The organism is Snuella lapsa (genome assembly GCF_039539345.1).
In the GTDB taxonomy this organism is placed as follows: Bacteria; Bacteroidota; Bacteroidia; order Flavobacteriales; family Flavobacteriaceae; genus Snuella; species Snuella lapsa.
On sequence record NZ_BAABCY010000040.1, the window covers coordinates 41,019 to 64,375 of the forward strand.

Below are 23,357 nucleotides of genomic sequence, written 5' to 3' on the forward strand. Positions count from 1 at the left end.
TTTTTTGGGAATTTTAAGTTACTTAAATAAATAACCTTTTTATGGGGTTAAAAATACGATTATTAATTTTTTTCCCTTTTGAATTGGTTGATTTTTTATTTAGAAGTATTTTTGCATAAATAATACTGATGTACAAATTATTACTTCGCCCTTTATTTTTTAAAATCGATCCAGAGAAGATTCATCATTTTACATTTTCATTAATAAAGAATACCTCTAAAATTCCAGGGTTTAAAGCTCTTTACAGAAGTTTGTATGTTGTTGACGATAAACGACTGGAACGTAAGCTATTTGGGATTACTTTTAAAAACCCCGTTGGACTGGCGGCTGGGTTCGATAAAAATGCTGTGCTATACAATGAATTGGCAAACTTTGGTTTTGGTTTTATAGAGATTGGTACCGTAACCCCTAAGGGACAACCTGGAAACCCCAAAAAACGTCTGTTTCGTTTAAAGGACGACCAGGGGATCATTAACCGCATGGGCTTTAATAATGAAGGTGTTGAAGCTGCTATTTCCCAACTAAAAAAGAATAAGGGAAAACTTGTAATTGGAGGTAATATAGGAAAGAACACAGCCACAAAACCCGAAAATTACACGAAAGATTATTTAGTGTGTTTTAATGCCTTGCATCCATATGTAGATTATTTTGTTCTTAATGTTAGTTGTCCTAATGTGGGAAGCCATGCCAAATTAAACGATAAAGAATACTTAGAAGAGCTGATAAGTGCTGTACAAAGGGCCAATAACACATTTGAAAATCAAAAACCAATTCTTTTAAAGATTGCGCCAGATTTGAATGATAATCAATTGGATGAAATTGTGGAATTGGTTAGCACTACAAAACTTGATGGTGTTATAGCCAGTAATACTTCTACAGACAGACGTAATTTAAAGGCCTCAAAAGAACAGCTCGAAGCTATAGGGAATGGTGGTTTGAGTGGACAACCTATAAAAGATAAAAGTACACGAACCATAAAATATTTGGCAGACAAGAGCAAAAAGACCTTTCCGATAATAGGTGTTGGAGGTATCCATTCTGCAGATGATGCTTTGGAGAAGATTAAAGCAGGAGCAGATTTGGTACAGATTTATACAGGGTTTATTTACGAAGGTCCCGGCTTGGTTAAAGCGATCAACAAGGCTTTGTTACAATAAAAGGTTAGGTTGGAATACTCCGTGTTAATATCATTTACTTTAGCATCGGCAGCTTTGGCTGTAAGTCCAGGGCCCGATAATGTTTATGTACTGATGCAGAGTATCGTTCATGGGAAGAAATATGGGATTGCAACGGTCTTGGGTTTAATGACAGGTTGTTTGGTACACACCACACTGGTAGCTTTTGGTGTCTCAACCATAATACAACAAAATGATAAGCTGTTTTTAATTATAAAATTATTTGGGGTTGGTTACTTGTTCTATTTAGCATTTAACGTGTATAGAAGTAACGCACAACTTGGTTTAGATATGCAAAGTGTGCCTAAAAAGAGCCTTATCAAGTTGTATAGGCAAGGTTTTATAATGAATGTCCTTAATCCAAAAGTTTCACTGTTCTTTTTGGCCTTTTTTCCTGGTTTTTTATTTAGTGATTATTTAAGCAATGTGAGTCAGTTTTATATTTTAGGGGGATTTTTTATAGTAGTATCCTTTATTGTATTTTCAAGTATTGCAATATTGTCTGATAGTATAGCTGTTTATATTAAAGGACATAAAAGAGCAGGTGTTTTTTTTAAGTGGTTTCAAATAATTGTTTTAGTGTGTATTGGCATTTTAATTTTAGTTTAGATAAACTATCTTAGATTAAGACGATGTACATTTGTAGAGACAACCATTTTAATTGCGAGGTAAGCCTCGTAACATTTAAAATTTGTTATTTATCAAATAGACTAATTTTTAATAGGTTTGAATTGTATGAGTGATCGTGTAAAAGTTATAGAATGCCCCAGAGATGCAATGCAAGGCATAAAAACTTTTATTCCTACAGCACAAAAGGTACAGTATATTCAGTCACTGTTAAGAGTTGGATTTGATACCATAGATTTTGGTAGTTTTGTCTCGCCTAGAGCCATTCCCCAAATGGTAGATACAGCAGAAGTTTTGTCTCAATTGGATTTATCGCATACTACGAGTAAATTGTTAGCAATAGTAGCAAACGAACGCGGTGCTTTAGAAGCTTCAAAATATCCAGAGATCGATTATTTGGGCTATCCGTTTTCTATTTCAGAAAACTTTCAGATGCGTAATACACATAAAACCATTGCACAATCGGTTACCATATTGGATACTATTTTAAATATAGCCGATCAAAATAATAAGGAGGTGGTTGTATACATATCTATGGGATTTGGAAATCCCTATGGAGATCCTTGGGATGTAGATATTGTGGGAGAATGGACAGAGCGATTAAGTACAATGGGTGTAAAAATACTGTCATTAAGCGATACCATTGGTAGCTCTACTCCCGAAAGTATAGCGTATTTGTTTTCTAATTTAATTCCAAAGTATCCCCGTATAGAATTTGGGGCACATTTGCATACAACACCCAGTTCATGGTTTGAGAAAGTTGATGCCGCTTATAAATCGGGTTGTAGGCGTTTTGATGGAGCCATCCAGGGCTTCGGAGGGTGTCCTATGGCAAAAGATGAATTAACGGGTAATATGCCAACCGAAAAGTTATTGTCTTACTTCACAACTGTTAAAAATAATAGCCTAAATGCACTGAGTTTTGAGAGTGCTTTTAATGAAGCTTCCAAGATTTTCAACGTCTATTATTGATGTAATTTTCTGTTTGTTAAATAGTTATGTTTACTTGTTGAAATTTATTTAAAATTAATCTAAATAAACTTTGTGTATCTCATAATGAGTTTTAAATTTGCACCTCGAAATCAATAATTATTTATAATAAATCTAAATAAACATAACATTTTTTGAAAATGAGAAAATTAACTTTACTTTTTACAGTTTTGATAGCTTCAGTTACTTATGCTCAAACTGTCCAAGATTCAATTACATTCGACCCTCAAAAACAATTAAATGCAGCTCAACGTATTTTATCAGGTAATTATGGGAAGGCTGTTACTGTTGGGGCCTATGGGGAAATAACATATAATCAGCAAGAAGCACAAAACGGAGAGTTAGATGTTCAGCGTTTGGTACTTCTTTTTGGTTATAAATTTAATGACAAAACACAATTTGTTACAGAGGTTGAATTTGAACATGTAGAAGAAGTGTATGTAGAGCAAGCTTTTGTTAACTATGCTATAGCTCCTAATATGAGTCTTAGAGGAGGTTTAATGTTGGTGCCTATGGGAATTGTTAATGAATTTCATGAACCAACAACTTTTAATGGTGTAGAGCGTCCTGCTACAGATAATGTTATTATACCAACTACTTGGAGAGAAATTGGGGTTGGTGTAACAGGTAGATTTAATGACTTGTCTTTGGGATACCAAGCTTACGTATTTAATGGTTTTAAGTCTACAACTTCTGATGGAGAAGGGGGCTTAAGTGGGTTTTTAAAAGGTTCTAATGGTTTACGAGGCGGTAGACAAAAAGCGATTAAGTCTACTGTAGATAGCCCAACATTGTCTGTGAAATTAGATTATTACGGTTTACCAGGGTTACGTTTAGGTCTTGCTGGTTATACTGGGAAAACACAAGCAGAAGATGATATAGAAGAACTTGATGGTGCTAATATAGGTGTTTCAATGCTAGGTTTGGATGCTCGTTATGCGTACCAAAGGTTTACAGCTCGCGGACAGTTTATTTATGCAAGCTTAAGTGATACGGAAGCGTATAATACTGCTACTGGAAAAGATTTAGGAAGTGCTTTACAAGGTTGGTATTTAGAAGGAGCATACAACTTATTGCCGCAAGAAAAGCAACAGCGTTTATTCGCATTTTTGAGATATGAGCAATATGATACGCACGCTGATACTGCAGGTACTTTAACCAGAGACGATGCTTATAATAGAACAGATATTACTACAGGATTAAGCTATCATATAGCTCCTGGTGTCGTATTAAAAGGTGATTATCAGTTTAGAGACAATGCTTTGTCTGGTGATAATGTAGACGACAGACTTAATTTTGGAATAGGCGTTTGGTTCTAAGGAATATTCTTTAAGTGTTAAGGCTAAAGCAGGGAAAAAATTTCCTGCTTTAGCTATTTGGCATTTTAGTTGTTTATAAAAGTAAATAATTCAATATTTTTGCCACATGAAATTTAAACAGGTTTATATATTACTTTTAGTAGTTGTTATGTGCTCTTTTGGCTTGCCAAAAAATATTCAAAAAAGAGTGGATGCAGCAATAAAGGATACATTTAATATTGAAACGTTCCATTTTACGAATGTTCGAATTCCTGATGCGGATACTAAAGACTTACCATCTCAATTTGGTGAAGATAATCTGTTTAAAATAACTGTTGATGATATGCTTTTAGGCTATGCCTATGTGGCTAAAGCTCCAAGTAAAACAGCACAGTTCGATTATTTGGTATTATTGGATAAAGATTTAATTGTCCTAAAGTCTAAAGTGTTGATATATAGGGAGGAATATGGTGGAGAAATAGGTAGCAAACGTTGGTTAAAACAATTTATAGGTAAAAAAGAAGGAGACGACCTCAAATATGGAGATAATATCGTTGCTATCTCGGGAGCCACTATTTCTGTGCGTTCCATGACCAATGCCATGAATAATTTATTACAATCATTAAAAATACTTCACTCTAAAAACATCTTGTAAATGCAGCTTAACGGATTAATACATGTGCTTCCAAAAGAGATTAAATTATTAATTGGGGCATTTGTTATTGTCTTGAGTGTCGGTTTTTACACGGGTTTATTATTTGTTGGAGAAACATCAACAGCCCATCCCAATGGAATAGAAGAGCAGTATTTAGGAAATGAAGACGACGAAAATGCAACTGTAATGCGTTTTAAAAAGAGTGATAAGGAAATGCTAACCTTGGTCCATAACCATATTTTATCGCTGTCTATTATTTTCTTTTTATTAGGTATTATTGTTTCTATTACCCAGCTTACAAATAAATTAAAACTATTTTTAATTGTAGAGCCTTTTATATCCGTTATACTTACTTTTGGAGGACTTTACTTCTTGTGGAAGGGGGTTTTGTGGATGAAATATATCGTTATGCTTTCGGGGCTTTTAATGACACTTGTATTTACAATGTCGATAATTATTGTTCTAAGGCAGTTACTGCAAAAAAAATAGTTTACGCGATAAACAAGATTTAAATACCCTGTTTACTTGCACTGAGGTAGTTTATTGCCCTTTTTCTTAAATTTGGATTAGTCATGCCCTTTATAATCCAACAGTATAACTACAAAATATCTTTTTAAGATAAAGCTTTAGGCTTTTTTTAACAACCGTAAGTTAAACTTTTAGGGATAACTGGTGTCTAAGAGCAAACCACTAATTAAAAATAACATTGAAAAAAAACTTATTACTCCTTGCGTTTCTTTTTTCTATATCATTATACGCTCAAAAATTCACATTAGAAGGGATTGTTAAAGATAATACCTCTTTAACCCTGGAAGGCGCTTCAGTTTACTTGCAAAGTATTAAAGATAGTGTTGTAATGGCCTATGGAATAACGAATAAAGATGGTGCATTTTCTATTCGGGTGAATGCAGAGGAAGCTTCAAAAATACGCTTTAATATTGCTTATTTGGGTTATAAACCTTATAGTAAAGATATATTGGTGCCAGAAGGAGATAATTTAAACATAGGAACGATTGTATTAGAGGATCAAGTAGAAGCATTGGATGTTGTTTCTGTTATAGGTAAAGCACCGCCAGTAGTAATAAAAAAGGATACCATTGAGTACAATGCCGATAGTTTCAAGACACTTCCTAACGATAAGGCTGAAGACTTATTGAAAAAGTTACCAGGTGTAGAGATAGATATGGATGGCAACATTACTGTAAATGGCGTAGAAGTTGAAGCTGTTAATGTAGACGGTATGCAATTTTTTGGCGAAAAAAGAGGTGATATCGCTTTAAAAAATATACCAAGTAATGTGGTTAGTAAGGTACAGGTTACCGATTATAAGACCAATATGCAGAAGTTTACAGGAGAAGAATCCGATTCGGGAACCAAAGAAATTAACCTTAAAATAAAAAAAGGTAAAAACAGAGCGTATTTTGGAGATGTTAAATTGGGTTATGGTACAGATGATAAATATCAGGCCAATGCTAATATATTTCAACTTATAGATGGTAAGCAATTGGGGATAATTTCTGGTACTAATAACATTAATATGTCTAGAGGTTTTAATGCATTGCCAGACACCAACACGAGTAATGGACATATAGACTCCGATTTTTTAGGAGCTAATTATACTAAAGGGAGATGGGATGAAACCAGGGTAAATGGTAATTATAGGTACAGTTCACAGCAAACGGATACGGAGCAGAAAACCTATAGGGAAAACTTCTTGCCCAATTTAAATTATATAACCGATTCCAAAAGTAGCGGGTTTAACGATTCAGAAAGCCATAATGGAGGCATGGATTTAAAGTTCATTATAGAACCTAAAAATAAAAGCTCCAATAAACGCGTACAGTTGTCTAACGATATAAATTTTAGCGGGTCAAATAGCGAGTCGGTTTCTGATGTGGAGACAAAATCGGAATACAGTAATGGGGATTTGGCAAGTGATTATAACTCACATAACGAAACTACAAGCTCTAATTATTCATTAAATAATACGCTTAGGGTAACACCACTTACAGGTAACTGGAGGGATTACATGAACTTTGAATTAAGTACAAACTTTACTAAAGGTAATTCCGATAGCAAACGGTTTTCAGAAAATGTTCTGTACAATAAAAACACAACGGTTGTACAGGATCAGATAAATGATATTGAAAATGGAAATACAAACATACGGTTTAGTGCTATTTGGAGTAAAGAGATCTGGTCCAATTTTAGAATTATTCCCAGATATTCGGTTACCGTTAATTCTCAAGAAAATGAGAAATATGTTTATGACTATAACGAAACAACCGAAGTTTATGATGAATTCAACGATTTGTTAAGTACAGATAGTAAGTATGTTTCCCTTGCCATAAAACCATCTTTAAGATTTAGATATGAATACAACTACTTTAGATTTGAAGTAGAAGGAGCCTATACCGATACCTATCGTAACAATAAGGACAACTTGGTAGCAGCCAGAAATTTTAAAACGGATTTTAAGTATTTTACCTATTCAGGTAGAATTCGTTATAGAGATAAGAATGGTTATAAGAATATTTCATTAAGATATAATCAGGATGTAAATGTGCCATCAGCAAATCAATTACAACCAATTGAGGATGTTAGTAATATAACGCATATTCGTAAAGGGAATCCGTTATTGGAACCAGAAGTTAATCATAATATAAGTTTTGAATACCAGAACAATTTGGCATTTCATCACATAAACATTAGTGGGGATGCAAGAGCAGGATTTGTTCAGGATAAAATTATTTCCTCTACAATAACCGATGCAGATTTAATTAGATATACTACTTACGATAATATTAATGGCGATTATTCACTTTCAGGGAATGCAGCTATCTCAAAATCGTTTTTCAATAAAAAAACGAACATTAATTTAAATGCCAGAATACAAGGTGCGTTTAGAAATATTTTATCTATCCAGAACAATGTAAAGTTTACGGCGCAAACAACTACCATAACGCCTTCGTTTTCGTTTAGGTATGCCTACGATAATAAGATAGAATTAAACGCTTCATATAACTATTCTATGAACAGAAGCATTTATGATACAGATGCTTTTAACGATAATGATTATTTTGTCCAGAACATTAGGGTCGATACACAAGTCTTTTTCTTTAAAAATGTTTTTCTGTCCAATAAGCTATCTTATCGATACAATAGTAGAGTTGGAGATGATTTTGATGGTGATGCCGTATTTTGGAATGCCGGTATTGGAGCCGAGTTGTGGAACAATAAGGCAACAGTAACATTGGTAGGTTACGACATGCTTGGCAAAAATAACGGTTACCGTCGTACCGTAGCAGAAAGTTATATTCAAGATGTTGAAAGCAAAATATTAAAGCAGTACTTTATGCTTAACTTTACCTATAAGTTTGGTCGGTTTGCTGGTCAAAATATGAATGTTGGCCGAGGCGATTATAGAGGAGGAAGAAGCAGTTATAGATCCAGAGGAAGTGGGCGTGGTTAATTCGTAGAATATAGAAAAAATAGAATCATTCGGACTTCCAGTTAATTGTTAAAACTGATAAAACTTATACATCATATCTTAGATATTAATTGTATATTTGCACGCAATTATAATCGTAATTGCATCATGACTGCACATCAAAACAAAATAGTAGGAGAAGGATTAACTTATGATGATGTCCTTTTAGTTCCAGCTTTTTCTGAAGTTTTACCAAGAGAAGTAAGTATTAAAACAAAATTTACGCGTAATATTTCCATTAATGTCCCAATTATTTCGGCAGCAATGGATACCGTAACTGAGAGTAAAATGGCTATTGCCATGGCACAAGAAGGAGGTATTGGTGTTTTACATAAAAACATGACTATTGAAGCACAAGCTTTAAAAGTAAGAAAGGTTAAGCGTGCAGAAAGTGGAATGATTATCGACCCTGTTACCTTGCCACTTACGGCCAATGTAATTGATGCTAAACAATATATGGCAGAGCATGGCATTGGAGGTATTCCTATTGTAGATGAAACAGGAACATTAAAAGGTATTGTTACCAATCGGGATCTGCGTTTTGAGCATGATAACAGGAAGCCTATTGTTGAGGTTATGACTAGCGAAAACCTAGTAACTGCAGCTGTTGGAACTTCATTAAAGGATGCAGAAGAAATTCTTCAAAAGCATAAAATAGAAAAACTACTTATTGTAGACGATAATTATAAATTATCTGGACTTATTACATTTCGGGACATTACCAAACTTAGCCAAAAGCCAAATGCCAATAAAGATGAATATGGTCGCTTACGCGTTGCCGCAGCAATTGGTGTAACAGCCGATGCCATTATAAGAGCAGAGGCTTTGGTAAACGCAGGTGTTGATGCAGTGGTTATTGATACGGCACATGGACATACAAAAGGTGTTGTGGGAGTCCTAAAAGAGATAAAAGCAAAATTCCCAAGTTTAGAGATTGTAGTAGGTAATATAGCAACCGGAGAAGCTGCCAAATATTTGGTAGAAGCTGGAGCTGATGCTGTAAAAGTGGGTATTGGGCCAGGGTCTATTTGTACAACACGTGTAGTGGCAGGAGTTGGTTTTCCTCAGTTTTCTGCAGTATTGGAAGTAGCTGCAGCTATTAAAGGAAGTGGTGTTCCTGTAATTGCCGATGGTGGTATTCGTTATACAGGTGATATCCCTAAGGCTATTGCTGCAGGAGCCGATTGCGTGATGTTAGGGTCGCTTTTAGCAGGAACAAAAGAGTCTCCGGGAGAAACCATCATTTACGAAGGAAGAAAATTCAAATCGTATCGAGGTATGGGATCGGTAGAGGCTATGAAAGAAGGTAGTAAAGACCGTTACTTCCAGGATGTAGAAGACGATATTAAAAAATTAGTGCCAGAAGGCATTGTAGGACGTGTACCATATAAAGGCGATTTGTATGAAAGTATTCATCAATTTATTGGTGGTTTGAGAGCAGGTATGGGCTATTGTGGTGCTAAAGATATTGAGACTTTAAAGGAAACGGGACAGTTTGTTAAGATTACTGCCAGTGGTATTAACGAAAGCCATCCACACGATGTAACGATTACAAAAGAATCGCCTAATTATTCAAGGTAGTTTCTTTTATAAAAAATGATATTCATAAAAGGGCATCTAATGGTTATAGTTTGATGCCTTTTTGCTTTTTTAAATATTAGAACCTCATTCGAAAACCAATCATATAGTTGCTGTTGTTGGTGGAATAAGTGATTTCCATGTGTTCTGTAGTGTATGGAGAAGTAAATATATAAGTGCTTCCAATACCAACAATGGCACCTCCTAAAACATCCCATATATCATGCCAGCCATCAGGCCCTTCCATGCGACTAATACCAACGGTTATAGCTCCTAAGTAGGCCCATTTTCCATATTTCCAACCATAACGGCGCTGTATAAAAGATGCTCCAGAAAATGCTGAAGAGGTATGTCCCGATGGAAAAGCATCAAATAAGTTTCGATCTTCGGGGCGTTCTTTCCGAATTATTTTTTTTAATGAATGCGTAATAATTAAGCTGGTGCCGAAAGATAAGGCAAATTGCTTGGAGCCTTCCCAATCCTTCTTAATTAATGTCGTAGTACATGCAATGGCTGGAATTGCTAATTGCAGTATGTCTCCAGTACCTTCTAAAACATATTCCCATTTTTCATGGGTTCCGGTATTCATATCTTGCGAAAATACTATCTGTGCTGAAAATATATATACAACAAAAGCGAAGACGTATAATAAATTCAGCTTCATAGCATTATCGAATTGTTTTTTATAGAAACTTTTTTTGATATGTTTTATTGTACATTAATTTGTTGCTTTCAATGATTTTTAGGTTCTAATGATTTAAAATAAAAAGCAGAGACCAAACATAATGAGATCCCTGCTTCTTTTTAATTTTTTAATGCTATTTAATTACTTTCAATTTTTTGTCCAGCTTCACTATAAAGATCAACTTCACCATCTAAAAGTACCGCTATAACTGTAACATCCTTGTCTTGCACCGATTCTGGTAAATCGATGTAAAGTAATCCAGGAACAGCGCTCCAATATTGTTTGCCCACTACTTTGTAAGGAAGTTTAGTGCCATTACCTACAACCCAAATACGATTTACTTTATTCTTTAATCCTTTAATTAGTAAAGGCCCATTCGGTTTGTTATCTACATATAGATATAAAATCTTTTTATCCTTAGATAAGGCTGTATACCCGTTAAAATGCCCATGTGGTATACCGGCGCGAGTTCCATAAATAGCAGCTTTGTGTTTGTTTGTCCAACGTCCTAAGCCTTTTAATATTTCAACTTGCTCTTTAGGAATGGTGCCATCTGGTTTAGGGCCAATGTCCAAAAGTAAATTGCCCCCCATACTAATACAATCTACCAATATTCTAATTATTTGGTTAGTGCTTTTGTAGGCAGTGTCATTAGGTTGGTAGCCCCACGAGTTGTTCATGGTCATACAAAGTTCCCAATATTCGTTGTCTGGTTTGGCGATAGGGACTCCTTGTTCAGGTGTTGCATAATCGCCATAACCCTGAAGTCGCGAGTTTATAATAGTGTGCGGTGTTTTAGAGAGTAATAAATTACGGATTTCTTTGGCTTTCCAGTTTTCAGCCGATTGTTCCCAGTCTCCATCAAACCAATATAAATCTGGGTTGTAGTGGGTTAATTCTTTTAATTGCCCGAAATTAAATTTTCTAAACTTTTCCCAACGATCAGCATCGTCGTTATAACGCTTTTTGTTTCTTGTAAAATTTGGATAATTGGGATGAGACCAATCCAATAAGGAGTAATAAAGCCCCAATTTTAAACCTTCATTTTTAACAGCCTTTGCAAAAGGACTTATTAAATCACGTTTAGCTTTTGCTTTATCAATCGTATTCAAGTCGCTTTGTTTTGTATCCCATAAAGCCACTCCATCGTGGTGCTTGGTTGTAATGACTGTATATTTGGCGCCACTTTCCTTAATTAAGGAAGCCCAATAGTCTGGATCATAATTTTTTGCATTAAATCCATTAAGCTGTTTCATGTAGTCATCATGGGAAATATAGCCATTAAAGAAAGACCAAGATTCGTCAATACCATTTACAGCATAAATACCCCAATGTATAAAAATACCCAGTTTGGCATCTTTAAACCACGCAAGGCGTTCTGCCTTGGGTATTTCTTGCTCTTGGGCAGTTATTTTATATAAAGAACAGGAAATCAGTACAAAAAGGAGTAAGAAAGAGTTTTTATAAGTCATTTTTTAAAATTTAAAGTATAAAGATACAATTCAAATTTCGAATTGTTAAACTACTCTTGATATATCTGACCACGATGAGGCCTCAAAGCATCACGTATAGGTTTCATGCTATCTTCGTTAACAACCAAAAAAGCTATTGCGTGTGTGTCGTTTAAACTTTCAAACCCAGTAACAGATATGTTTAAGTTTTTAATTTGGATGTACTCTTTTAAATGAATTTCATGATGCTCGGCAATTTTCAGGGCCTCAGGCCCATAAAAATCCCAAATAAGTTTGAGGTTTCTCATGGTACTTTATTAAGAGTGTTATAAGTGCAAAGATATGTGTTTTAACAACGTAATATTTTTGCTTTTTAACCGTTTATTAAATCAGCTTGTATTATAGGTATATATTAGTATTTTTGTAGCTATTGTATGGTTTTTTTAATTCTAAACAGTATTGGTCTTAGATTAAAATATTTAATAATCGTTAAATAAATGTTGTCTAACCCTAAAAGAGATAGATTTAAATGAAGTTAAGGTATTTACTTGTTATATGTGGTGTTCTGTTTTTGTCAAACCTTGAAGCGCAAAAGCAGCAAGAGGATATACTATTTATGGTGGACGATACACCAGTTTACATTTCTGAATTTTTGAGGGTTTATAACAAGAACCTAGATTTGGTTCAGGACGAATCCCAAAAGGATGTTGACGAGTATTTAACCCTTTTCACTAATTACAAGTTAAAACTCAAGGAAGCAAGAGCACTGGGGTTGCATAAAAAGCCATCTTATATAAGAGAACTTAGAAATTATAAAAAGCAGTTGGTGCAGGGCTATATAACAGATGCTAAGGTTACCGATGCTTTGATAAGCGAGGCTTACGATAGGATTTCTTACGATGTTAAAGCTAACCATATTTTAGTTAAGGTTTCTGAAAATGCAAGCCCCAAAGATACATTGGCAGCCTTTAACGAAGCTGTTAACTTACGTAACAGGGCTTTAAAGGAAGGATTTGAAAGAGTTAGAAAGGAAGTTCACAATGGTCAAACTATTTTTGGTGAATCTCTTGGCTACTTTTCTGGTTTTAAAATGGTTTATAAATTTGAAAATGTAGCATATAATACCAAAGTAGGCGGCATATCACAAGTATTTAGAACCCGTTTTGGCTATCATTTTCTAAAAGTATTCGACAAACGTAAATCCCGAGGCGAAGTAACCGTAGCCCATATTATGATTGCTAACAAGCAGAAGGATACGATTAATATGACGCCCGAACCCCGTATCCAAGAAATATATAAAAAGTTTGAACAAGGCGAAGATTTCGAATCATTGGCCAAACAATTTTCTGATGATAAAAGTACAGCATCCAGAGGCGGAATGCTAGAACCATTTTCTGGAGGACAATTAACTTCTCAGGAGTTTGAAGATCAAGCTTTTGGTTTGGCTGATATTGGAGATGTGTCATCTCCTTTTAAAACAGAATTTGGTTGGCATATTGTAAAACTTTATGACAAAAAGCCTATTCGGCCTTTTGAGCAACTTAAGTCAGAACTGGAAATGCGTGTAAAAAGAGATGATCGCTCTAGACTAATAGATGAAGCACTAATAGAAGACCTTAAAGAAAGGTATAACATAAGCGATCATCAGCCCGATTTAAGTTATTTTGTTTCTATTTTAAATGAGGATTATTTTAAGCGTACATGGACACTGCCAAGCGATTTTATAGCTAATAAACCCTTAGTTAAAATTGTTGACAGACAGTTTACTTATAAAGATTTCGCAGAGTATTTATTGAAAGCGCAAAGACAAATGGAACCAAGGATGCCATTTTCTACTATTGTGTCCAAAAAATACAATAACTTTTTTAATAGTCAGCTTATTAAATATAGAGAGGATCATTTAGAAGAAGAAAACGAAGAGTATGCTTTTGTGGTTAGTGAGTATAGGGATGGACTTCTATTGTTTGATTTAATGGAATCTAACATTTGGAACATATCAGAATCAGATTCACTTGATCTACAGAATTTTTACAATTCACATAAAACTAAGTATGTATTGCCCAAACGAGTAGATGCAATTGTTGCGACGTCAACAAACCAAAAGGCTTTAAAAAAGGTTGCTAAATTATTGCATAAGGGCTTACCAGTGGATCAAATAAAAAATCTTGTAAACAGTAACAATACTATCCAGGTTATTTTCACTTCAGGAGTTATGGATGCATCACATCAGGCACTACCAAAGGGCTTTGTGTTTAAAAATGGAATGTCTAAAATATACAGTCACCATGATGCCTTTGTTGTAGTTCAGGTAAAAGAAGTTTTGCCAGAAGCCCAAAAAACTTTTGATGAAGCTAAAGGGTCGGTAATTTCAGATTATCAGATTTACAAAGAATCTAAATGGGTTAAGGAGTTGAGGGATAAGTTTAAGGTAACCATTAATCAAGAGGCATTAAAAAAAGTAAAACTTCAAATTAAAAGTCAATAGTGCAAAAAAATATAACCATTGTTGTTTTCTTATTGCTAGCAGTAACATCCTGTACTTTTTTTAAGGAAACAGATGACCGTGTTCCTGTAGCTAGAGTGAATGAAACCTATTTATATTATGATGATATAAAGAATTTGGTTTCTCAGGGGACGCCGAAAGCAGATAGTACACTTATGGTGCAAAATTTTATTAATCGTTGGGCGACAAAACAATTGTTTATGGATGGCGCGAAGCTTAATTTAAGTGAAACTAAGCAGGAAACCTTTAATAAACTGGTAGAACAATATAAAAGTGATTTATATACAAAAGCATATATAGAAGCCTTGGTAAAACGAAGCATCGATACATTAGTTACCTATGATGAAGCAAAGACTTATTACGAAAGCAATAAAGAGGTTTTTAAGTTAAACGAAGAACTTATAAAGTTTCGTTACATTAATGTTGATGAGAAAATTATCGATTTTAAAGACATAGAGAAAAAATTTAAACGCTTTAGTCCTGACGATAAAAAAGAACTGGATTCCATATCAATTCAATTTAAATCCTATTCGTTGAACGATTCCATTTGGATAAAAGTAAGTCAGGTAATTGATAAAATTCCAGTCATAACTTCAGAAAATAAAAACCAACTGTTAAAAAAAACTAATTTTATACAGCTCAAAGATTCATTAGGAGTATATTTGATGCAAATTAATGATGTTTTGATGCGAAACGATACGGCTCCGTTGGAATATGTAAAGCCAACCATAGATCAAATCGTTATTAACAAAAGAAAGCTTGAACTTATTAAGGAATTAGAAAAAGACATTACAAAAGATGCAATTAAAAATAAACAATTTGAAATCTATAATTAATTTGAAACATTTCATTTTTTTATGTGTTACCTTATTGGGAATGCACAACATATTAGCTCAAGAGGTTATTGAAGAAGCTGCTGAAGAAGATAGTATGGAAGCAAAAGCTACCGTTAATGCGCTACAAGGGCAAAAAGTAGATGGTGTAGCAGCTGTAGTGGGCGATTTTATTATTTTAGAGTCTGACATTCCTAAGGAATTTGAACAGATAAAAGCGGCAGGAGGCTCTGTAGAAGGCCTTGATAATTGTCAGATAATGGGTATGCTCCTTGAGAACAAGCTTTACCAACATCATGCTATTCAAGATAGTATTGTTGTAGCCGATGCTGAAGTTCGTAGAAGTGTCGATTACCAGATCGAACAGTTTTTGACTCAAACCAACGGGTCTATGGAACGGCTTTTGAAGTTTTACGATCAAGAAGATGAAAAGAGTTTTAGGGATGAAATGTATGAGATTAATAAAGCAGGGATGTTGGCACGAGAGATGCAGTCTAAAATTATTGAAGAAGTTGAGATAACCCCCGAAGAAGTTAGGGTATTCTTTAATAAAATACCAAAAGAAGACCGCCCTGTTTTTGGTACAGAGCTTAAGGTAGCGCAAATTGTAGCAGAGCCAAAAGTGTCGGAAGAAGAAAAGCAAAGAATTGTAGATCGTTTACAGCAATTTAAAGCCGATGTTGTTGAAAATGGTGCCAGTTTTGCATCTAAAGCTATATTGTATTCCGACGATCCCGGATCGGCAAGTAAAGGAGGTAAGTATACTCTGGACAGAACCAAACCTAGAATGGTTAAAGAATTTAGGCAAGTTGCTTTCTCCCTTCAAGAAGGCGAGGTGTCCGATCCTTTTGAGACAGATTATGGATTTCATATTATTTACTTGGAAAAGGTAAGAGGACAAGAGTACGACGTTAGGCACATTCTTTTAATACCTAAAGTTTCGAGCGAAGCTGTTAAGGAAGCTAAAGATCGCCTTGAAAAAGTAAGACAACGTATTGTAGATGGTGATATCTCTTTTGCCGATGCTGCAAGAGAAGCCAGTGATGAAAAAGAAACCAGAGGTGACGGTGGGCAACTTATTAATCCGAAAACACAAGATTATAATTTTGAATTAACTAAAATGGATACCGAGCTGTATACACAAATACAGAATTTAAAGGACGGTGAGGTAAGTTTGATTCAAACAGAAACAGGTAATTCAGGTAATGTTAAATACAAAATATTAATGGTTACCGATAGGATTGATGAACATGAAGCAGATTATGCCCGTGATTATTTAAAAATTAAAGAGCTTGCCTTAAGGGAAAAACAGTTAAAAGCAATTGAGAAGTGGCAGAAGGAAAAGATCATGGATACTTACATTAAGATATCGGGAGATTACAGAGATTGTGAGTTTTCTAGTAACTGGTTAAAAAAGTAAGCCTATGTCTGATGTAGCAGCCGTTAATCAATTTGTAAAACGTTATAAAGATTTAAAAACAGAAGTAGCTAAAGTAATTGTTGGTCAGGAAGATGTTGTAAACCAAATATTGATCTCTATTTTCTCTGGAGGGCATTCGCTACTTATAGGAGTTCCAGGTTTGGCAAAAACACTTATGGTAAATACTATAGCCCAAGCTTTAGGACTGGATTTTAAACGTATTCAATTTACACCCGACTTAATGCCTAGTGATATTTTAGGCAGTGAAATTTTAGACGAAGACAGGCATTTTAAGTTTATTAAAGGGCCCGTGTTTGCCAATATCATTTTAGCAGATGAGATTAATAGGACACCTCCCAAAACACAGGCTGCTCTGTTAGAAGCTATGCAAGAAAGAGCTGTTACCGTTGCAGGTCACCATTATAAATTGGATTTGCCTTATTTTGTGTTGGCAACACAAAATCCAATTGAGCAAGAAGGTACCTATCCATTACCAGAAGCCCAGTTAGATCGTTTTATGTTTGCAATTAACTTAAACTATCCCACTTTTGATGAGGAAGTAGAAGTTGTTAAAGCAACTACAACAGACCAGCAAAGTAAAATCAATGCCTTGTTTACCGCTAAGGAAATAGTTGATTTTCAGCATTTAATTCGGCGTATTCCCGTAGCCGATAATGTAATTGAATATGCTGTAACTATGGTTGGCAAAACACGCCCCGATGGTAAAGCAGCAACCGATTTGGTAAAAACATATATCGATTGGGGAGCCGGACCAAGGGCCTCGCAGAATTTAATTTTGGCGGCAAAAACACATGCAGCTATTCACGGTAAATTCTCCCCAGATATTGAAAACGTACAAGCGGTTGCCCATAGTATATTAAGACACCGTATCATTAAAAATTACAAGGCAGAAGCCGAGGGAATCAGCGAAGATCAAATCATTAAAGATTTATTTTAAAGTGAACGATGTTTAATTGTTCTGATGTCACTTCGAAATTCTGGAAGAATTTAGTATCGAAAATAAGTTTTTGAATATTTGTTTGACTATATCTGTTTACGCTAAAATAGAAACAGTTTCTTAATCTCAATTATCGAGTAAAAAGTCGATAGCCTCCATAAGCTTGGTAATAGATTGTTGATCTAAAAGGTTGTAAAAACCTCTTATTTCTTGGTTTTTATCAACCAACGCGGCAAACGAAGAGTGGTAAAAATCAATACCGTAATTTAAAGGTTCAAAACTAGTTCGAAATAACTTCGCTACGTGGTCAAGCTGATTTTTATTTCCATTAAGAAAATGCCATTTTAGATGTGGTATTCCTGTGCTATTGGCATAAGCTTCTAATATAGGAACGGAATCGTTTTTAGGGTCTATGCTAAATGAAAGTATTATAAAATCATCAATGTCTTTATATGTATGGGCAATACCTGTTAAAGCTGTTTTCATTTTTGGACAGATACTAGGGCATCGGGTGAAGAAAAAGTTAGCCACATAGACTTTTTCCTTGGTGTTTTTTTCTGTAACCTTAAGGTTTAATTGATTTTTAAATTCAAAGTTTTCAATGCGGTAATTTACCTTTTTACCATTATTGTCAATATAATTGCTTAGAACTGGGAGCTGTGTTTTTGAGGTACAGGAAAGATTTAATGACACCATACAGATAAGGAAGCTTCTAATTAACATTCAAGTAGTTCTTTGTTTTTACAGCCATTTCCTTATCGTAAAAAAATAAAAACATACTAGCCATCATGTCCTGTATTTCATCGGAGGTATTGTTGGTAGTAAGTATTAGCTCATAGATATGATCGGGAAACATTAACACCCCTTCTTTACTAGAGAATACAGGCGTATCACTAAGCCCTACGCGATTCCTGTGGTTTGTTACAATACAATTATATAGTATTTCATTGGTTGTTAAATCTTTTAAAGTAAACTGTTCAGCAAAAGGGTGTAGATGAGGTGTTATTTGATGTAGCCTTAAAGTATCCTTAAGAGAAAGTTGCTTAGTAACGTTGCATGTAAACACCTGTTTCCCTTTGTTTATTTTCCAATGCCCAGAGAGTATTTGACCCTTTTTGTTAAAATAGGTTAGGTTTTTTGTTTCAACAGGAATACAAGAATTAGGTTCTATGTCATTTATATCGGCATCATCGAGCTTATTGATATCGAATGGTAGCTGCATAAAAATTGTTCTGGGCATTAAAGGTTTTAATTTTTTGGCAGTATAACCAATCGATATATCATGTTTAACCTGAAAAATAGAATCCTTAACATTATGATTTAATGTTTCTGTAGTAATAAAAAACTGTTCATCACCAAAAAAGGGAAACCCAAATCCATCTGGAAAGCTTATCGATTCAACCCCATGAGATAATGAGATGAGTCTAGGGAATTGCATGTTTATCCTATCTAAAAGATGCCATCGACCATGATGTTCTTGTTCTATGTAATTTATGTTCATATGGCAAATAAAATCATTGGAAATAGTTTTGTTAGCTAAGTTTTTGGCAGAGACTTTAAAATTTGTCATCCAAAATAATTGAGGATTGGATTTATCAAAGTAAAAATATTCCAAGGCTTTAGGTCCTTCCATGGATTTATAGATATTGTCGATCAATAGAGCAGGAGATTCTAGTGTTAAACTTTTGTCACTTAGTGTTTGATCCCAGTCCGAATCTATTACATTAAAGAAATGGAGCAGCTGCGTTTTTACGATAGCTTTATGCCTGTTAGATAGATTAAAATAGTATATAATACCTCCAGTACCTATTACAATTAAAATGATTATAGCGGTTTTATACCATGTCTTTAAAGCCATACGGAATGCAATTGGGATTTAAAATTACTAATAATTTTATGATAAATTGTTTTTATAACAAGACAAAGCAAAGCATTATTTTTATAGAATTCTAAGGCCGTTATAGCTTTGAGTTTTCACCGTATCATGTCTTGCTATAAAATTTTAAGACTTTAGGCCTGTCGTACCATCTTTTATGTATTTGCTTTATCTATTTGGTATCTGTATTGTCCAGATTCACTTGTCTTTATTTCTGAAAATCAATAACTAATTTACGGGATGACAGGAGATGGAAGAGCATATTGGTTAAACGTGTTGTTAATTAATTAATTTTCATTAACAAAAAATAACAAAACGTTAATTTATTTCTGTTAAAATCCCCCTTTCTTAAATTAAATTCATCTTTTAATCTATATAGCTTTATAACCCTTTATAGTTTGTATAAATTTTGTAATTTGCAAAACTTTTAAAAAATAGGAAATTTAAAATATATTATATGGCATTTGACATCGATATGATTAAGGGTGTATACACCAAAATGGCAGAACGTGTAGATATAGCACGTGATATTGTAGGAAAACCATTAACATTGTCTGAGAAGATTTTATACTCACATCTTTGGGATGGAAAACCTACTAAAGCACTTGTTAGAGGAAAAGATTATGTAGATTTTGCTCCAGATAGAATAGCATGTCAAGATGCGACAGCTCAAATGGCATTGTTACAGTTTATGCAAGCAGGAAAAAGCAAGGTTGCTGTACCTACAACTGTACACTGTGACCACTTAATCCAAGCCAAAGAAGGTGCTGCGAAAGATTTAGTACATGCAAATAATGTAAGTAGTGAAGTGTTTAACTTTTTGGAGTCTGTTTCCAATAAGTATGGTATTGGATTCTGGAAACCAGGAGCAGGTATTATACACCAAGTTGTATTAGAAAACTATGCTTTTCCTGGTGGGATGATGATCGGTACAGATTCCCATACAGTTAATGCAGGTGGTTTAGGAATGATAGCTATAGGTGTTGGTGGAGCTGATGCGGTAGATGTAATGGCAGGAATGGCTTGGGAATTGAAGTTTCCTAAATTAATAGGCGTTAAATTAACAGGTAAATTATCTGGTTGGACAGCGCCTAAAGATGTTATTTTAAAGGTAGCAGAAATACTAACTGTAAAAGGTGGTACAGGTGCTATTGTAGAATATTTTGGACCTGGAGCAACATCCATGTCGTGTACAGGAAAAGGAACCATTTGTAACATGGGAGCAGAAATTGGTGCAACAACCTCTACTTTTGGTTACGATGAGTCTATGGAGCGTTACTTGCGTTCTACAGATAGAGCCGATGTTGCTGATGCTGCCAATGCTGTAAAAACCTATTTGACTGCTGATGCCGAGGTTTACGAAAATCCTGAGAATTATTTCGATCAAGTTATTGAAATTAATCTATCTGAATTAGGCCCTCTTTTAAACGGACCGTTTACTCCAGATTTATCAACAACTGTTGGTGAGGAAATGTCAGAAAAAGCAAAGGCTAACGATTGGCCATTAGCAGTAGAGTGGGGCTTAATTGGGTCGTGTACTAACTCATCATATGAAGATTTATCACGAGCCTCGTCAATAGCACAACAGGCGTTGGATAAAGGCTTGAAAATGAAAGCAGAATTAGGAATAAATCCAGGGTCCGAGCAGGTGAGATATACTGCAGAGCGTGATGGTATCCTTGATGTTTTCGAAAGATTAGATGCCAAAATATTTACAAATGCTTGTGGTCCATGTATAGGGCAATGGGCTAGATATAGCGATCCTAAAAATGCGCCAAAGAATAGTATTGTACACTCGTTTAACAGAAACTTTGCTAAACGTGCCGATGGTAACCCGAATACTCATGCATTTGTTGCTTCACCAGAACTAACGGCTGCAATAGCTATTTCGGGACGTTTGGATTTTAATCCGTTAACCGATAAGCTCATCAACGAAAATGGAGAGGAAGTAATGTTCGATGAACCAACAGGATGGGAATTACCTCCAAAAGGTTTTGAAGTACAAGATAATGGTTATTTGGCCCCAGAAGAAGATGGAAGCAATGTACAGGTTAATGTGGCCGATGACTCAGAACGTTTACAGTTATTGACTCCTTTTGAGCCTATAGGAGATACTATTACGGGTGCCAAATTATTAATTAAAGCCTTAGGAAAATGTACAACAGATCATATTAGTATGGCTGGTCCTTGGTTGCGTTTTAGAGGACATTTAGATAATATTGCCAATAACACATTTATTGGGGCGGTAAATGCTTTTAACGAGAAAACAAATTTTGTTAAGAACCAATTAACGGGAGAATACGGAGGTGTGCCAGATGCACAACGTGAATATAAAAAAGCGGGTATTAAAACGGTTGTGATAGGAGACCATAACTACGGAGAAGGTTCTTCAAGAGAGCATGCAGCAATGCAACCAAGACATTTGGGAGTTGCAGCTGTTATCGTAAAATCGTTTGCCCGTATACACGAAACAAACCTTAAAAAACAAGGTATGTTAGGTTTAACCTTCGCAAATGAAAATGATTATGATTTGATTCAGGAAGATGACACCTTTAACTTTTTGGATTTAAATGAATTTACTCCAGGTAAGCAATTAACGCTTGAAGTGGTGCATGCCGATGGAAGCAAAGACATTGTTAAGGTTAATCACACCTATAACGAAGCTCAGATTGAGTGGTTCAAGGCTGGTTCTGCCCTTAACTTAATAAAACTTCAAAATGCCTAGTAATTGTGCTTGCATTTATTGATAAAAAAATCCAGTTAGAAATAGCTGGATTTTTTGTTTTATAACGAACTCATCTTGACTTTTTCTGTTTCCTAAAAAATGACTCAAATCTGCTCATATTTCGTTACTTTTTTTACTCGTAGCAATGCTATGACTTTCAAAAAGTGCCTCATCTGAACAAATTTGATATCATTTTCGGTTAAAAACAAAAAGTCAAGATGAGTTCAACATACTGAATCAATATAATTGTATTTTTACCAAAATTTGATATATGAATTCAAGAGCAGATCAATTAAAAGCCTTTGATAGATTGTTAACCATCATGGATGAGTTGAGAGAGCAGTGTCCCTGGGATAAAAAACAAACAATGGAAAGTTTACGACATCTTACCATTGAAGAAACGTATGAGCTTGGTGATGCTATTTTGGACAACGATTTACAAGAAGTTAAAAAGGAACTGGGAGATGTTTTGCTTCATATTGTTTTCTATGCAAAAATTGGTAGTGAAAAAGCTGATTTTGATATAGCCGATGTGTGCAATAGTATTTGTGAAAAGTTAATAAGTAGGCATCCTCATATTTATGGAGATGTTACAGTTAATAACGAAGAGGATGTTAAACGTAATTGGGAAAAATTAAAATTAAAAGAAGGGAAAACAAGCGTTTTAGAGGGCGTTCCCAATAGTCTTCCAGCATTGGTGAAGGCAAATAGGATTCAAGAGAAGGTTGCAGGTGTAGGTTTTGATTGGGAAGCACCGCATCAAGTTTGGGAAAAGGTAGAAGAAGAACTCAGTGAATTAAAAGCGGAGGTGCAAATAGGAAATGCAGATCGTATGGAAAGTGAGTTTGGAGATGTGCTATTTTCAATGGTAAACTATGCACGTTTTTTAAATATAAATCCAGAGAATGCATTAGAGCGTACAAATAAGAAATTCTCAAAGCGATTTCAATATCTGGAATCTAAAGCTAAAAGTTTAAATAAACCACTAAAAGAAATGACCCTTGCCGAAATGGACGTGTTTTGGGAAGAGGCGAAAAGACTTTAGGAAGCTTTAAAAAAATGATTCGTGAGTGGGTATAATTTTGTCATATTT

The 23,357-nt window shown here is 34.7% G+C and carries 19 protein-coding genes; 14 read left to right on the forward strand and 5 right to left on the reverse strand.

What is annotated here, in order from left to right; translation table 11 throughout:
- Positions 1-128 precede the first annotated feature (128 nt).
- The 8 genes from ABD792_RS08810 to guaB all read left to right on the forward strand — a co-directional run bounded on the left by ABD792_RS08810 (position 129) and on the right by guaB (position 9,816).
- Positions 129-1,157: a quinone-dependent dihydroorotate dehydrogenase gene (locus ABD792_RS08810; protein WP_345005546.1), complete on the forward strand. Its 1,029-nt coding sequence runs from the start codon at positions 129-131 to the stop codon at positions 1,155-1,157.
- 9 nt (positions 1,158-1,166) lie between these two features.
- Positions 1,167-1,784, forward strand: a complete 618-nt coding sequence (locus tag ABD792_RS08815) for a LysE family translocator (protein ID WP_425568134.1) — start codon at positions 1,167-1,169, stop codon at positions 1,782-1,784.
- A 126-nt stretch (positions 1,785-1,910) separates the two neighbouring features.
- On the forward strand, positions 1,911-2,774 hold the full coding sequence (locus tag ABD792_RS08820; protein WP_345005548.1) for a hydroxymethylglutaryl-CoA lyase: 864 nt from the start codon (positions 1,911-1,913) through the stop codon (positions 2,772-2,774).
- A gap of 158 nt (positions 2,775-2,932) precedes the next feature.
- Positions 2,933-4,111: a porin gene (locus ABD792_RS08825; RefSeq protein WP_345005549.1), complete on the forward strand. Its 1,179-nt coding sequence runs from the start codon at positions 2,933-2,935 to the stop codon at positions 4,109-4,111.
- 106 nt (positions 4,112-4,217) lie between these two features.
- Positions 4,218-4,745, forward strand: coding sequence for an FMN-binding protein (locus tag ABD792_RS08830; protein ID WP_345005550.1), 528 nt, complete (start codon positions 4,218-4,220; stop codon positions 4,743-4,745).
- Positions 4,746-5,234, forward strand: coding sequence for a hypothetical protein (locus ABD792_RS08835; RefSeq protein ID WP_345005551.1), 489 nt, complete (start codon positions 4,746-4,748; stop codon positions 5,232-5,234).
- Positions 5,235-5,451: 217 nt separating this feature from the next.
- Positions 5,452-8,217, forward strand: coding sequence for an outer membrane beta-barrel protein (locus ABD792_RS08840; RefSeq protein ID WP_345005553.1), 2,766 nt, complete (start codon positions 5,452-5,454; stop codon positions 8,215-8,217).
- Between the two features lie 126 nt (positions 8,218-8,343).
- Positions 8,344-9,816, forward strand: a complete 1,473-nt coding sequence (gene guaB / locus ABD792_RS08845; RefSeq protein WP_345005554.1) for an IMP dehydrogenase — start codon at positions 8,344-8,346, stop codon at positions 9,814-9,816.
- A gap of 76 nt (positions 9,817-9,892) precedes the next feature.
- Here guaB and ABD792_RS08850 read toward each other — a convergent pair whose 3' ends face one another.
- The 3 genes from ABD792_RS08850 to ABD792_RS08860 form a co-directional block, all read right to left on the reverse strand.
- The gene (locus ABD792_RS08850; protein WP_345005555.1) at positions 9,893-10,477 is read right to left on the reverse strand and encodes a phosphatase PAP2 family protein; all 585 of its coding nucleotides are present in this window, start codon (positions 10,475-10,477) and stop codon (positions 9,893-9,895) included.
- A 158-nt stretch (positions 10,478-10,635) separates the two neighbouring features.
- A complete protein-coding gene (locus ABD792_RS08855) occupies positions 10,636-11,970 on the reverse strand; it encodes an alpha-L-fucosidase (RefSeq protein WP_345005556.1) in 1,335 nt (444 codons plus the stop codon).
- A gap of 50 nt (positions 11,971-12,020) precedes the next feature.
- Complete coding sequence (locus tag ABD792_RS08860; protein ID WP_345005557.1) at positions 12,021-12,257, reverse strand: hypothetical protein; 237 nt, start codon at positions 12,255-12,257, stop codon at positions 12,021-12,023.
- Between the two features lie 221 nt (positions 12,258-12,478).
- On the opposite strand from ABD792_RS08860, the gene ABD792_RS08865 reads away from it, so the two are divergent.
- From ABD792_RS08865 to ABD792_RS08880, 4 genes are read left to right on the forward strand one after another with little or no spacing between them, the layout of a single operon-like run.
- Complete coding sequence (locus ABD792_RS08865) at positions 12,479-14,434, forward strand: peptidylprolyl isomerase (RefSeq protein ID WP_345005558.1); 1,956 nt, start codon at positions 12,479-12,481, stop codon at positions 14,432-14,434.
- On the forward strand, positions 14,434-15,288 hold the full coding sequence (locus ABD792_RS08870; RefSeq protein ID WP_425568136.1) for a peptidyl-prolyl cis-trans isomerase: 855 nt from the start codon (positions 14,434-14,436) through the stop codon (positions 15,286-15,288). The genes ABD792_RS08865 and ABD792_RS08870 overlap by 1 nt, the downstream gene beginning before the upstream one ends.
- Before the next feature lie 40 nt (positions 15,289-15,328).
- Complete coding sequence (locus tag ABD792_RS08875) at positions 15,329-16,705, forward strand: peptidylprolyl isomerase (protein ID WP_345005560.1); 1,377 nt, start codon at positions 15,329-15,331, stop codon at positions 16,703-16,705.
- Positions 16,706-16,709: 4 nt separating this feature from the next.
- A complete protein-coding gene (locus ABD792_RS08880) occupies positions 16,710-17,663 on the forward strand; it encodes an AAA family ATPase (RefSeq protein ID WP_345005561.1) in 954 nt (317 codons plus the stop codon).
- 126 nt (positions 17,664-17,789) lie between these two features.
- Here the strand turns inward: ABD792_RS08880 and ABD792_RS08885 are convergent, their stop codons facing one another.
- Positions 17,790-18,386 (reverse strand): SCO family protein, encoded by a 597-nt coding sequence (locus ABD792_RS08885; protein WP_345005562.1) that lies wholly within the window; start codon positions 18,384-18,386, stop codon positions 17,790-17,792.
- Positions 18,376-19,521 carry a hypothetical protein gene (locus ABD792_RS08890; RefSeq protein WP_345005563.1) on the reverse strand — a complete coding sequence of 382 codons (1,146 nt, stop codon included), beginning with the start codon at positions 19,519-19,521 and terminating at the stop codon, positions 18,376-18,378. The genes ABD792_RS08885 and ABD792_RS08890 overlap by 11 nt, the downstream gene beginning before the upstream one ends.
- Before the next feature lie 475 nt (positions 19,522-19,996).
- On the opposite strand from ABD792_RS08890, the gene ABD792_RS08895 reads away from it, so the two are divergent.
- Positions 19,997-22,264: an aconitate hydratase gene (locus ABD792_RS08895; RefSeq protein WP_345005564.1), complete on the forward strand. Its 2,268-nt coding sequence runs from the start codon at positions 19,997-19,999 to the stop codon at positions 22,262-22,264.
- A 271-nt stretch (positions 22,265-22,535) separates the two neighbouring features.
- The gene (mazG, locus tag ABD792_RS08900) at positions 22,536-23,309 is read left to right on the forward strand and encodes a nucleoside triphosphate pyrophosphohydrolase (protein ID WP_345005565.1); all 774 of its coding nucleotides are present in this window, start codon (positions 22,536-22,538) and stop codon (positions 23,307-23,309) included.
- The last annotated feature ends 48 nt before the right edge of the window (positions 23,310-23,357 follow it).